This is a genomic window from Polaromonas sp. (assembly GCF_041689105.1).
Lineage (GTDB): Bacteria > Pseudomonadota > Gammaproteobacteria > Burkholderiales > Burkholderiaceae_C > Polaromonas.
The window spans coordinates 36,899-50,018 of record NZ_JBDNGU010000111.1; the positions used below are offsets into that span (position 1 = coordinate 36,899).

Consider the following 13,120-nt stretch of genomic DNA (forward strand, 5'->3'; position numbering starts at 1 on the left):
ACTTCGCCGAAATTATCCTCAAGGCTGGGAAGCCTTGGCTTTCCGGTAATTCCACCAGGGCAACATCGCCCGCAGAGACAGCACCTGTCCGCCTTGCGCGCGCTCGCCGCTGTAACCCGGCAGGCGGGCCAGCGTGGCCTGCCAGTTTTCGCTTTGCAGTTCTGCCAGCAGCGCCTGCACCGGGGCCTGCGGCAGCGCGGACTTCAGGCACACCAGGTGATAACGCTCCTGTACCAGCGGCACGAAGTCCAGGTCTTTTTCGCGCGCGGCGGCTTCAATGCCGAGCCCGGCATCAGCGGCGCCGCTGGCCACCGCCTGAGCCACGGCAGTGTGGGAGGGCTCCTGGGTGTCGTAGCCGCGCAGGCTGCGGGCGTCCAGGCCGGCTTCAGCCAACAGTTCATCGAGAAGCACACGCGTGCCCGTGCCCTGCGCGCGGTTGACATACCTCAAGCCGGGTTGCTGCATGTCGGCCAACTGGCGGATCCGGCGCGGGTTGGCTTTGGCCACGATCAGGCCCTGGCTGCGGTGGCCAAAACCGATCAGCTTGTGCAAGCCCGGCTTGAGCAGATTGCGGTAGGTGCGTGCCGCCAGCGAGGCCGTGCCCGGCTGGTCCAGCGTGTGAAAGCCGGCCATCATGCAGCGCCCGCTGTTGAGCGCTGCGATAGCGTCAACACTTCCCATGAAGCGGATGTCCAGGTGCAGGCCACGCGTGGCGGCGTCGTCGCGCAGCGCGCTGAGCGCCGTGTCGTGGCTGGCGTACAGCGTCAGCACATGGGCGTCGTTGTCGAAAGCGGTGGAGAAGGCGCGTTCAATGTCGCCGCGCAAGGCCTCGATCTGCGGGGCCAGCCGCGCTTGGGCCTGGCGTTCGGCCCAGAGCAGCTTTTCGCCGAACTCGGTGAGCTGCGCGCGCTGGCCTTTGTCCCAGACGATCAGCGGGCGCCCCAGCGTCTGCTCCCACTTCTTGAGTGCGCCCCAGACATGGCGGTAGGACAGCGCCAGCGCGCGCGCTGCTTTCGAGATCGAACCGTGCTCGCGCACCGCTTGCAGCAGATCCATCAGCGGGTTGCGGATCAGCGCGCTCTTGCTGCGTTCGGGCGACAGCAGGTAGGAGAGTTCGACTTTGTGCATGGCAGACCGGGGTGTCCTGATTATGAGCGCAAGGCCGGGACCTGACCGGCCCGAACCTATGCAGCTGGTTTCATAACTCGTGAGTCCGGATGGCTCTGCAAGGCTTACCTGCCTACCATAGGCCAAATTTTTTGATCCGCATGAATACCTTCTCCGACAGCGTCAGCACGGCTTTTTCGCTCATCGCCTCCCTGGACCCCTTGCTCGGCAGCATTGTGTTGCGCTCGCTGGCTGTCAGCGCCTGCGCCTGCCTGCTGGCCTGCAGCGCCGGGCTGGTGCTGGGCGCGTGGCTCGGGGTGGCGCGTTTTCGCGGGCGCGGTGCGGTGCTGACCGTGCTCAACACCTTGCTGGCCCTGCCTTCCGTGGTTGTCGGGCTGGTGATCTACCTGCTGCTGTCGCGCTCCGGGCCGCTGGGTTTTCTGGGCTGGCTGTTTTCTTTCAAGGCCATGGTGCTGGCGCAGACGGTACTCGTGCTGCCGGTGGTGACCGCGTTGGTGCGCCAGACCATTGAAGACGCCGACCGCCTGCATGGCGAGCAGTTCCAGTCGCTGGGCGCAGGCAAGGGCATGCGCAGCCTGCTGCTGCTTTGGGACGAGCGTTATACGCTGCTCACGGTGCTGATTGCCGCTTTCGGCCGTGCCATCTCCGAGGTCGGTGCGGTGATGGTGGTGGGCGGCAACATCGACGGTTTCACGCGTGTGATGACCACGGCGATTGCGCTGGAAACCAGCAAAGGCGACTTGCCGCTGGCGCTGGCGTTGGGGCTGTTGCTGCTGGCCGTGGTGCTGCTGCTCAACGTGTTGATCGCGTTGGTGCGGCGCTGGCGCGAACGGGTTGATCAGGACCTGCCGGCGGACGCTTCGCCGCTGCAGGCGCGGCAGCCGGGGATCGCTCCATGACGGTGCTGTTCGACATGAAGGGTGTTGGCGTGCACTTCGGCAAGGTGCAGGCGCTCCAGGCGTGCGCGCTGCGCATCAACGCCGGCGAACGTGTGGCGCTGGTGGGCTCCAACGGCAGCGGCAAAAGCACCTTGCTGCGCACCCTGCACGGCCTGGTCCGGCCTACCGTGGGAACGCTGCAGGTTGACGGTGCCGCGCGCCAGGCCATGCTGTTTCAGCACCCCTACATGTTGCGCACCAGCGCCCGGGCCAATGTGGCGCTGGGCTTGTGGCTCAAAGGCGTGGCCTGGAATGAGGCCAACAACCAGGCGCTGCGCGCGCTGGAGCGAGTCGGCCTGGGCGCACTGGCGCAGCGCAATGCCAAGGCCTTGTCGGGCGGGCAGCAGCAGCGTCTGGCGCTGGCGCGGGCGTGGGCGCTGCAGCCCGATGTGTTGCTGCTCGACGAGCCGACGGCCAGCCTGGACCCCGGTGCCAAACGCGAGGTCGAGGCCCTGATGGCCGAATTCGCGCAGGCCGGCATGACGCTGATCTTCAGCAGCCACAACCTCGGCCAGGTCAAGCGCCTGGCCAGCCGCGTGATGTACCTCGAGCATGGCCGGCTGCTGGCCGATCTGCCTACGCATGATTTTTTCAACGGTCCTTTGCCGCTGGAAGCCGAAATTTTTGTCAAAGGAGAAATTGTATGACCTCTTGTCACTCCTACGCCGATTTCTCCAAGGTTTTCAGGGCTGCAGCCCTTGTTTCGCTTGCTCTGGCAGCTACTTTTTCGATAGCACAGACACAACCCATCGTGATGGCTTCGACCACCTCGACCGAGCAGTCCGGCCTGTTCGGTGCCTTGCTGCCGGCCTTCAGGCAGGCCAGCGGCATCGACATCAAGGTGGTGGCGCTGGGCACCGGCCAGGCCATCGACATGGGACGACGCGGGGACGCCGATGTGCTGTTTGTGCACGACCAGGTGGCCGAGGAAAAAGTCGTGGCCGAAGGCTTTGCGATCAAGCGTTTCCCGGTCATGTACAACGACTTCGTCCTGGTCGGACCGGCAGCCGATCCGGCCCAAACCAAAGGCAAGGACATCGCCCTGGCCCTGAAAAAAATCCACGCAGCCAACGCAACTTTTTTCTCGCGCGGCGACAAGAGCGGCACCCACGCCGCCGAGCTGCGCTACTGGAAAAGCGCCGCTGTCGACAACCCGCAGTTCGCAGGCTACAAGGCTTGCGGCTGCGGCATGGGCCCGGCGCTCAATATCGGCTCCTCGTCCAGTGCCTACGTGCTGACCGATCGCGGCACCTGGCTCAACTTCAAAAACCGCGGTGAGCTGGTGGTGCTGGTTGAAGGCGATACGCGCCTGTTCAATCAGTACGGTGTGATGGTGGTCAACCCGGCCAGACACCCGCACGTCAAGGCCGCTCAGGCCCAGAAATTTGTGGACTGGGTGACCTCCCCAGCTGGGCAGTCTGCCATTGCCAGCTACAAGATAGGCGGCGAGCAGCTGTTCTTCCCCAACGCCACCCGCCAGTGAGCGAGCGTGGGGGCTATCTAAGCAAGCCCAGCGCAAACGGCAGGCTGACGATGCCCAGCAGGGTCGACAGCGTGACCAGGCCGGCTACAAAGGCGCCGTTGTAACCCATGCGCGCGGCCAGCACGTAACAACTCGAGGCCGTCGGCAGCGCTGAAAACGACAGTAGCACGGTGGTCTGTACCGGCGACAGTCGGAACACCCAGGCCAGGCCCAGCGCGATCAGCGGCATGAAAAAATGGCGGATCGCCAACAGTGACACCGCCAGGGTTTTTGCCGACGCCAGCGAGCGGAACTGCATGCCCGCGCCGGCCGCCAGCAGCCCCAGGGCCAGCGAGGCCGCGCCTATGCGTGTGACGGTCGGCTCCAGCCAGACGGGGATTCGCAGGCCCAGCAGGTTGGCCGCCAGGCCAGTGGCGGTGGCAATGATCAGCGGGTTGCGCACCAGGGCGCCGACAAAGCCGATCCTGGCGTGCCGCGCCATCGGCCAGACCGCGCCCACATTGAACAAAGGCACACAGACGCCAATCAGTATGGCGATCAGCAGCAGGCCTTCGGCGCCGGCCAGCCGTTCGGCCAGCGCCAATGCGATGAAGGAGTTGAAACGGAAGGCGATTTGCGCACTGGCCGCATGCTCGCGCCTGTCGATATGCGCACCAATCCAGGGCAGGTAGGGCAGGCTGTAGGCCAGCGCAATGCCCAGCACCCCCATGCTGAGTCCAGCGGCAATCAGGCTGGACGCGGCCCCCAGATCCAGCGGGCTTCTGACGATGGAATGGAACAGCAGGACCGGAAATAAAAAGTAATACACCAGGCTTTCCACCTGCTGCCAGACAGTGCGGTTCAGAGCGGTATAGCGGCAGACCAGGTAGCCGCACAAAATGAGGGAGAAATCAGGGAAAAGCAGTTGGGCGTAATTCACCCGTTGAGAATAACCCGAAATCCTCCGGCCACCCCGGGTTTGCCCCTATGCGTAATCCACAACACGCGGGCGGTGCTTGTGCGCTTAGGATTGCCGAGTCAACCTCGTCGAACGAAAGGAACTACACATGCAACGCCGTTATCTTCTCTCTCTTTCCGCAGTGGCCCTCGCGACCTTTGCCACGGGTGCCGCATTTGCCCAGGCGTATCCGAACAAAGTGGTCAAGCTGCAAGTGCCTTTTGCGCCGGGCGGCACCACCGACATCGTGGCCCGCGTGATCAGCGAGCCGCTGGGCAAGGCGCTGGGCCAGAGCGTGATCATCGAGAACAAGGCTGGCGGCGGCGGCGTGGTCGGCGCGCTGGAAACCGTGCGCTCCGCGCCTGACGGTTATTCACTGGGCATGGCCACGGTGTCCACAACCGCCGCCAATCCGGCGATCAACACCAAGATCCCCTACAACCCGATCAATGATTTCACGCCCATCATCAACATCGCGGCCACGCCCAACATCATCGCGGTCCACCCCAGTTTTCCGGCCCGCAACTACAAGGAGTTCATCGCTGAGCTCAAGAAAAATCCCGGCAAATACTCGTACGCCTCCTCGGGCACCGGCGGCATCGGCCACCTGCAGATGGAGTTGTACAAGAACCTGAGCGGCGCCTTTGTCACCCACATTCCCTACCGCGGCGCTGGTCCGGCCCTCAACGACACGGTGGCCGGCCAGGTGCAGATTATTTTTGACAACATCCCTTCGGCGCTGCCCTTCATCCAGCAAAAACGCCTGATCCCCATCGTGGTGGCAGCGCCGCAGCGCCTGGCCGTGTTGCCGGACGTGCCGACCTTCAAGGAAATCGGCCTGGAGCCGGTCAACCGCATGGCGTATTACGGCATCCTCGGCCCCAAAGGCCTGCCAAAAGAGGTGGTCGACAAGGTCAGCGCCGCCGCGCTCAAGGCGTTGCAGGACCCGGTGGTGCGCAAGCGCATTGAAGACACCGGCTCCATCATTGTTGGCAACACGCCTGAGCAGTTCGCAGCGCAGATCAAGGCCGAGTACGAGGTCTATAAACAGGTGGTGGCCAACGCCAAGCTCACGCTCGACTAAGCTGCCCAAGCGGCGCAGGCCGCCCGGCCTGGTGCGCGCCAGCCACCCCGCAGGCTCTGCCTGGCGGGGTATTTTTTTTGGCCGCCTGCCGTCTGCAAGCGATGGTTTTCTCAGGGAGGCGCCGACCTGCAGGCTGTCAGCACGGTCACGCCGCCGTTGGACGGCAGCAGGCCGGCCATGGAGCGGCAACGTCCCCCGGTGCACCAGTCGTAGTCCGCCGTGAAGCCTGAACGCGTGAGGCGTAACTCGGCAGGATGGCGCAGGGTCGGCGTGTATTCGTACCAGCCGTGCCTCAGCCGGGCATCCGGCGGTGGTTCCATGCCGGCGCCTGAGCCGCGCACCCGCGCGGCCACCGCTTCTAGCACGGGCGCTGCCCCTGGCGTTTTGCCCGGCCGCACGACATAGTCCTCTTCCCAGCGAACCTTTTCAATCGAATGCGTCCAGGCCAGGGTGAAGCTGAGCACGGGTACGAAAACCACGGAGCCGGAGGTGGCACCTGCAGCCGTCACCAGCGCAAGGCAGACACCTGCCAGCCCGAGGCTCATGACGTGCCGGGGCGGGCGCTTGCGCCACGCAGCTGCCGCGTGCGCCAGACGTGCCAGACGACAAACACGGCGACGGCGGAGAGGCCAATCTCGTCCGTCATCGGCAATGCCGCGACCAGAAAGCTGGCTGCGGCAATGGCCGTCACGCGCTCCACCCAGTTCAGCGGTCCGGCCAGAAAACCGATGGCGCCCGCACCCCACATGGCGATGGCCACCAGGGCCTTGAACACCACGTAGCCGGTGTCCGTCCAGTCACCGCCCTGCAGCATGAGGGCCGGCGTATAAACCGCCATGAAGGGAACAATGAAGCCGGCGATCGCCACGCGGATGGCCTGCAGGCTGATCTTCAGCCCGGACTCGCGGGCGATCGGGGCGGCCGCAAAGGCTGCCAGCGCTACCGGCGGCGTGAGGTCGGCCATGATGCCGAAATAAAACACAAACATGTGCGAGACGATCAGCGGCACACCGAGCTGCAGCAGGACCGGTGCGGCCAGCGAGCTGGTGATGATGTAGTTGGGAATGGTCGGGATGCCCATGCCCAGCACCAGGCAGGTCACCATGGTCAGCAGCAGCGCCAGGAACAGGCTTTTTTCGCCGATGGCGATGATGTGACCGCCCAGCTCGGCGGCCACGCCGGTCAGGTTGATCACGCCGATGATCACGCCCACCAGCGCGCAGGCGATGGCCACCGGCAACGCATGGCGCGCGCCGTCGACCAGCGCGCGCACGGCCAGCTTGCGCGCGTCGGCGCCGGTGCGCCGGATGTAGGTCAGTGCCACCAGCAGGGCGGCGAGCACAAAAAAGGTGCCAACGCCGAACTGGAAAAAGCCGGCGCAGGCAAAGCCCAGCAGGACCCAGAACAGGCCGCGCAATGGCAGGCCTTTGACGCCGCTGATCACGGCAGCGCCGAAAATGAGGATCACGGTCAACCCGAGACCGACGGTGCCTGAAAACAGCGGCGTGTAACCCGAGAACAGCAGGCCCACCAGGCCTGCCAGTGGCAGCAGCAGGTACCAGCGCTCGCGCACCGCCGTCCAGGGATTGGGGCATTCTTCCTTGCTCAGGCCCAGCAGGCCTTTGCGGCCCGCCTCCAGATGCACCATCCAGAACGCAGTAACGAAATAAAGAATGGCCGGGATCAACGCGGCCTTGCAGATCTCGATGTAGGGGACGTTGATGGTTTCCGCCATGATGAAAGCCACCGCGCCCATCACCGGCGGCATGATCTGGCCGCCCATGCTGGACGTGGCTTCCACGCCACCGGCGAACGCCGGGCTGTAGCCGAAACGTTTCATCAATGGAATCGTGAACTGGCCGGTGGTGACAACATTGGCCACGCCGGAGCCGTTGATGGTGCCCATCAAGCCGGATGAAATCACGGCGACTTTTGCCGGACCGCCGCGGGTGTGGCCCACCGTGCCCATCGCGAAGTCGTTGAACAGCCTGATCATGCCGGCCTGCTCCAGGAAAGCACCAAACAGGATGAACAGGAAAATGTAGGTTGACGACACATAGGTGGGGGTGCCGTAAATGCCTTCGGTACCAAAGCCGAGCGTGCTGACGATCTGGTCCAGTCCGAAACCGCGGTGGGCCATGGCTCCCGGCAAATACTGGCCGAACATGCCGTAGGCCAGGAAGATGCCGCAGATCAGCGGCAAGCCCCAGCCCATCATGCGGCGGGCCGCTTCGAACACCAGCACGATGGTGACCGTGCCGATGACCCAGTCGGCGGGCGTCAGCTCGCCCGCGCGCAAGGTGAGGTCGGCCTCAAAAAACCAGTGGTAGAAGCTGAAGGCGAAACCTGTCAGCCCCAGCAGCCATGCCAGCACCGGCTGGCCCGGACCGTCCCCACGAAAGGCGGGTTTCAGGGCAAACACCATCAGCAGCACAAAGCCCACGTGAATGGCGCGCACGACCTGGCTCGACAAAGGGCTGAAAGCCGCAGTCCAGAGCTGGAAACTCGAAAACGCGAGGGCGATCCAGAAAATCGCGCCGCGCAGGTTCTGGTCGTGGCTGGTGTGGGTGTCACTCATGAAAATTCCCCCGGGAACTGGAAGCAAAAACTGGAAACAGAAACGGCCCCAATTGTGTCGGGGCCGTTTGGAGCTGGCGATCAGCTGGTGATCAGCTGGCGCTGGGCCAGACTTACTTGATCAGGCCGACTTCCTTGTAGTAGCGTGCGGCGCCCGGGTGTACCGGCACAGGCATGCCCTTGACGGCGTTTTCGCGCTTGATCACTTTGGCCGCATTGTGGGCGGCGTACAGGGTGTCAATATTTTCGTACATGGTCTTGGCCATCTGGTAAGCCAGATCGTCAGACACGCCCGAATGCGTCACCAGGAAGTTGGGGATGGCAGCCGTGGCCACGTCCTCGGTCTGGCCTGCGTAGGTGTTGGCTGGAATCACTGACGCCTGGTAGGCGTCATCGCCGATTTTGGCGATCACGTCGGCAGGCACCGGCACCACGATGATCTTGACCGAGGTAGCCAGATCCCGGATGGAGGCCACGCCCAGCCCGGCCGACTGCAGGGTCGCATCGAGCTGACGGTTCTTGATGAGTTCAACCGATTCTCCGAACGGCAGGTATTCGACCTTGGACAGGTCGCTGTAGCTCAGACCGGCAGCCTTGAAGACGGCGCGTGCATTGAGCTCGGTTCCCGACTTGGCGGCACCGACCGAAATGCGTTTGCCCTTGAGGTCGGCCAGCGTCTTGATGCCGGAGTCCGCATTGGCCACGATCTGGATGTAGTTGCTGTAGGTGGCGGACAGGCCGCGCAGCTTGTCGAGTTTTTTGGGAAAGCCGGCTTCAGCCTCGCCTTTCCAGGCGTTGGAGACGGAGTCGGCGAGGGCCAGCGCGAGTTCACCGCGACCGGCTTGCAGCAGGTTGAGGTTTTCAGCCGAAGCCTTGGTGACCTGGGCGGTAGCCCGGACGTTGGGAATGGCCTTGGCGTAAATCTGGGACAGCGCTACGCCAAGCGGGTAATACACACCGCTTTGGCCGCCGGTGAGGACGTTGATGAACTGTTGCTGCTGTGCAAAGACTGCACCTGGAACCAGACTTATTGCGGAAAGGGCGATAAGGGAACGACGTTGCATGGTGAAACTCCTTCAAAAACGATTGACCTTATCCTAAACCCCAGCGCGGCGCTTGACACTTGTGGATAACGCATAGGGGCAAACCCGCGCGTGCAGGCGCACAACAGGGCCCGCACTGGCTCGCTGGGCGCAGGTAGCCGCCTACTTGCCATCGCCATGTTGTGGCCCGGGTGGCGGTGGGCGCATGTGTTAGCGTCCTCTGTCTGTACAACTGTTTTGAGGGGTGATGGAGTGGCTTCAAGCGCTGCGCGCCAGGTCTGCGACCCGGCCGGTCCCGTGGCTTCGCCGCTGCTGACCGCCAGCGGGGCGTCTGCCGACGCCTTTGCCGACGCCCTGTGGCTGGAGGACGGCCTGTCGCGCAACACGCTGCAGGCCTACCGACGCGATCTCATGCTGTTCTCACAGTGGCTGGCCCGGCACGGCAAGATGCTCAACGGCGCTGGCGAGGCCGATCTCCATGCCTATTTCGGCGAGCGCCACGCGCAGACCAAGGCCACCTCGGCAAACCGGCGGCTGACGGTGTTCAAGCGTTACTTCCGCTGGGCCCTGCGCGAACGCTTCATCAGCGCCGATCCCACCCTCAAACTGCAGTCGGCCAGGCAGGCCCTGCGTGTGCCCAAGCTCATGTCCGAAGCCCAGGTCGAGGCCCTGCTGGCCGCGCCTGATGAGGACGCGCCTCTGGGCCTGCGCGACCGCGCGATGCTGGAGCTGCTGTACGCCAGCGGCCTGCGCGTGAGCGAGCTGGTCGGGCTCAAGACCTTTCACGTTGGCATGAACGAAGGCGTGCTGCGGGTGATGGGAAAGGGCAGCAAGGAGCGCCTCGTGCCCTTCGGTCAGGTGGCGCGGCAGGCGATCGAGCGCTACCTTTCAGGCGCGCGTCCGGCCATTTTGTCCGGGCAGCAGACCGACGACCTGTTTGTCACCGCGCGCGGCAGCGGCATGACCCGCGTGATGTTCTGGATGTTGGTCAAAAAATACGCGCTGCGTGCTGGCATTCACTCACCGCTGTCGCCGCACACGCTGCGCCATGCCTTTGCCACGCACTTGCTCAACCATGGCGCCGACCTGCGCGCGGTGCAAATGCTGCTGGGCCACGCCGATATTTCCACGACCACCATCTACACCCATGTGGCGCGTGAACGCCTGAAGGCGCTGCATTCGCAGCATCATCCGCGGGGATAGACGAGCCCCCACGTTCGCTCACTGCGTGTAGCTCTCTGCCCCCCGAGGGGGCTGGCCTTGCTTGGGGCGGCCCGTCGCTGCGGCCGGAGTCCCCACGGTTGCTCACCGCGTGTAGCTCCCGCATCTTGCAGGCCGCCGCCCGCCGGTCGCGCGGCGGAGTTCGCGCGTCCGATCGCGCAGGAGTTGGCCAACAACGCCCGCATCGCGAAAGCCGCGCAGATCAAGGCCGACTGGGCGCACGCGGGATTGCTATGGATTTAATAGCTGCTTGCGCAAGTCACCAAAGGGCTGGAGGCCGATTTGACTTATGAAGCTAGCCGGGCGTACATGTAGTCGCGCCGGAATGGATAGCGGCTTTGCGCGCCTTTGATGGTGTCACCGTCACCGCCCCTGTCATTTGCCGGCCGCTCCGCCAGCATCTGGTGCAGGCTGACCCAGCCTTGCTCGAAACACATCGCGCTACCGGCCAGGTAGAGGCGGTAAGCCCGCAGGATTTTTTCGGCGCGCGGTGGATGCCCATCGGCTGACAGGACTTGCAGTGCCTCGTCCAGCCGGGCCTCCATCGCGTCCGACCAATCCCACAGTGTGCGCGCATAGTGCGGCCGCAGGTTTTCGGTGTCCACCATTTCCAGGCCCGAGCGCGCCAGGTGTGTAAGCACGTCGCTGACATGCAGCAATTCGCCGCCCGGAAAAATGTACTTCTCGATGAAGTCACCCATGCCGGCGCCCAGCTGATGGTTGTCCAGGCCGCCGGCGGTGATGCCGTGGTTCATCACCAGACCGCCCGGCACCAGCATGCGCATGATCTTGCTGAAATACGCCGTCATGTTGTTGCGGCCTACATGCTCGAACATGCCGACCGACGAGATCTTGTCAAAGGGCAGGTTTTCGTCGAGGTGGCGGTAGTCGCGCAGCTCGACGCGCACCCGGCCCTGCAAGCCTTTGCCCTCAATCAGGCGCTGCACATGCGCATGCTGGTTGTTTGACAGCGTGATGCCGGTGGCGTCCACGCCGTAGTGCTCGGCGGCCCACAGAAGCAGTCCGCCCCAGCCTGCGCCTATGTCCAGGAAGCGCTCGCCGGGCTGGAGCATGAGCTTGCGGCAGATATGGTCCAGCTTGGCTTCCTGGGCCTGGGCCAGCGACATGGCGTCGTCAAGGTAATAGGCGCAGGAGTAAACCCGGCGCGGGTCCAGCCACAGCGCATAAAAATCGTCCGAGACGTCGTAGTGAAACTGGATTTGCTCGGTGTCTTTTACGGGGGAATGCGCGCGCAGCGAACGGATCTGGCGCTGCAGGCCGGTCCACCAGCCGGCATCGCTCTGCACGGGGTTGGCCGGCAGCAGGCTGGCCGCGACCGCCATCACGTCGCGCATTTGACCTTCGATATGCAGCTTGCCCTCGACGTACTCCTCCGCGAGCGCGCCGATCAAGCCGGCACGCAGGCGCGTGAGGCTGGACCAGTGTGAAAAACTCATCTTGACCGGCGCGTCCAGAGCCCCGAGGACCTGGCCCTCGGGCAACTGCACGGACACCGGGGACGACAGGCCAACCAGCCGGGACTCCAGATGGGGAACGAGATGCCGGATCATGGGCGCACTCCTGTTCTGCATTCAAGTGGGTCTGGAACGAGGACGGCCGCAGCGGCGACCGGATTGCCATTGACCCATTGGCAAGTCCCGAATATGCGTGAACTTCAGGGTTTCGTCTGTAGGAAAAAACGGATTGTTTCCAAATGACGGGCATATCCACGCCGGTGTTTTACTTCTATGGTTCTACTCGGTGGCAAGAGATCCCGCGATCGCGAAGTGGGTCCGGCGTAGCCTTCAGGCAGGGTGTTGCGCCCCCTGGTTTCAGTTGCCCAGCAGCGCGAGTTCGTCCTCATCAAACCCGGCAGCCCGGCGCGCGTCCAGGTTGAACGGCCCCTTGAGACGTGGCGCGCCGTAAGTCGCGGCCAGTTCTGCATAGGTAGCAATCGGGTCCAGCCCGCGCTGGGCGCACAGGTGGCGGTACCAGCGGTTGCCGATGGCGACGTGGCCGATTTCGTCGCGCAGGATGATGTCGAGGATCTCGACCGCGCGCAGGGCTGCGGGTGTGCCGACATGGCGCAGCTTGGCCTGCATCGCCGGCGTGGCGTCCAGGCCGCGCGCCTCCAGCGTGCGTGGCACCAGCGCCATGCGCGCCAGCACATCCCCGGCGGTTTTATGGGTCATGTCCCAGAGCCCGGTGTGGGCGGGGAAGTCGCCGTAGCCGTAGCCCAGGCTCTGCAGATGGTCCTGCAGCAGGCTGAAGTGCTGCGCCTCTTCGGCGGCCACCGTGACCCAGTCGAGGTAATAGGCCGGCGGCATACCGTCAAAGCGCCAGACCGCGTCCAGCGCCAGGTTGATCGCATTGAACTCGATGTGGGTGACCGCATGCAGCAGGGCGCCCAGGCCCTGGGGCGTGAAGGGCGAGCGCTTGGGCACATCCAGGTGCGAGCGCAGCTCGGGCCGCGCCGGGCACCCGGGCAGGCCAGCGGGAGTTTCGATGTCCAGCCGGTCTGCTATCGAAAACGTAGCTGCTTGCGCCCGCAGGGAAAGGGCCAGCAGCACTTTTTGTTGAGGATCCGGCGCCAGCAGCGCTTGCAGGGCCTGCTGGCGCAGTTCGGGCGGGGGACAGGGCGGGCGCATGCCTGGATTGTCGGCGAAAGCGCCGGGTGGCGCGCCGGGCTGCAGAGCGGGCAGGCGGCGG

12 protein-coding genes are annotated in these 13,120 nt (G+C 64.3%); 5 read left to right on the plus strand and 7 right to left on the minus strand.

Translation table 11 applies throughout. The annotated features are described in order from the left end of the window. Positions 1-18 precede the first annotated feature (18 nt). Positions 19-1,128: a substrate-binding domain-containing protein gene (locus ACESMT_RS12130; protein WP_372826853.1), complete on the minus strand. Its 1,110-nt coding sequence runs from the start codon at positions 1,126-1,128 to the stop codon at positions 19-21. Between the two features lie 140 nt (positions 1,129-1,268). On the opposite strand from ACESMT_RS12130, the gene ACESMT_RS12135 reads away from it, so the two are divergent. From ACESMT_RS12135 to ACESMT_RS12145, 3 genes are read left to right on the plus strand one after another with little or no spacing between them, the layout of a single operon-like run. Further along, on the plus strand, positions 1,269-2,027 hold the full coding sequence (locus ACESMT_RS12135) for an ABC transporter permease (RefSeq protein ID WP_372826854.1): 759 nt from the start codon (positions 1,269-1,271) through the stop codon (positions 2,025-2,027). After that, on the plus strand, positions 2,024-2,713 hold the full coding sequence (locus ACESMT_RS12140) for a phosphate ABC transporter ATP-binding protein (protein WP_372826855.1): 690 nt from the start codon (positions 2,024-2,026) through the stop codon (positions 2,711-2,713). Before ACESMT_RS12135 ends, ACESMT_RS12140 begins: the two co-directional genes overlap by 4 nt. Continuing rightward, complete coding sequence (locus tag ACESMT_RS12145; RefSeq protein ID WP_372826856.1) at positions 2,710-3,549, plus strand: substrate-binding domain-containing protein; 840 nt, start codon at positions 2,710-2,712, stop codon at positions 3,547-3,549. The genes ACESMT_RS12140 and ACESMT_RS12145 overlap by 4 nt, the downstream gene beginning before the upstream one ends. Before the next feature lie 13 nt (positions 3,550-3,562). On the opposite strand, the gene ACESMT_RS12150 is transcribed toward ACESMT_RS12145, so the two are convergent. Continuing rightward, positions 3,563-4,468, minus strand: a complete 906-nt coding sequence (locus ACESMT_RS12150; RefSeq protein ID WP_372826857.1) for an AEC family transporter — start codon at positions 4,466-4,468, stop codon at positions 3,563-3,565. A 127-nt stretch (positions 4,469-4,595) separates the two neighbouring features. On the opposite strand from ACESMT_RS12150, the gene ACESMT_RS12155 reads away from it, so the two are divergent. Beyond that, the gene (locus ACESMT_RS12155) at positions 4,596-5,570 is read left to right on the plus strand and encodes a tripartite tricarboxylate transporter substrate binding protein BugE (RefSeq protein ID WP_372826858.1); all 975 of its coding nucleotides are present in this window, start codon (positions 4,596-4,598) and stop codon (positions 5,568-5,570) included. 110 nt (positions 5,571-5,680) lie between these two features. On the opposite strand, the gene ACESMT_RS12160 is transcribed toward ACESMT_RS12155, so the two are convergent. The 3 genes from ACESMT_RS12160 to ACESMT_RS12170 form a co-directional block, all read right to left on the minus strand. Beyond that, a complete protein-coding gene (locus ACESMT_RS12160; protein WP_372826859.1) occupies positions 5,681-6,115 on the minus strand; it encodes a DUF1850 domain-containing protein in 435 nt (144 codons plus the stop codon). Further along, complete coding sequence (locus ACESMT_RS12165) at positions 6,112-8,148, minus strand: TRAP transporter permease (protein ID WP_372826860.1); 2,037 nt, start codon at positions 8,146-8,148, stop codon at positions 6,112-6,114. Before ACESMT_RS12165 ends, ACESMT_RS12160 begins: the two co-directional genes overlap by 4 nt. 112 nt (positions 8,149-8,260) lie before the next feature. Then, positions 8,261-9,211, minus strand: coding sequence for a TAXI family TRAP transporter solute-binding subunit (locus tag ACESMT_RS12170; RefSeq protein WP_372826861.1), 951 nt, complete (start codon positions 9,209-9,211; stop codon positions 8,261-8,263). Positions 9,212-9,499: 288 nt separating this feature from the next. Between ACESMT_RS12170 and xerD the strand changes: the two genes are divergently transcribed. Beyond that, positions 9,500-10,393, plus strand: a complete 894-nt coding sequence (gene xerD / locus ACESMT_RS12175) for a site-specific tyrosine recombinase XerD (RefSeq protein ID WP_372826883.1) — start codon at positions 9,500-9,502, stop codon at positions 10,391-10,393. Positions 10,394-10,698: 305 nt separating this feature from the next. On the opposite strand, the gene ACESMT_RS12180 is transcribed toward xerD, so the two are convergent. Next, positions 10,699-11,982, minus strand: a complete 1,284-nt coding sequence (locus ACESMT_RS12180) for a class I SAM-dependent methyltransferase (RefSeq protein WP_372826862.1) — start codon at positions 11,980-11,982, stop codon at positions 10,699-10,701. Positions 11,983-12,243: 261 nt separating this feature from the next. Further along, positions 12,244-13,059, minus strand: coding sequence for a ferritin-like domain-containing protein (locus ACESMT_RS12185; protein ID WP_372826863.1), 816 nt, complete (start codon positions 13,057-13,059; stop codon positions 12,244-12,246). Between the last annotated feature and the right edge of the window lie 61 nt (positions 13,060-13,120).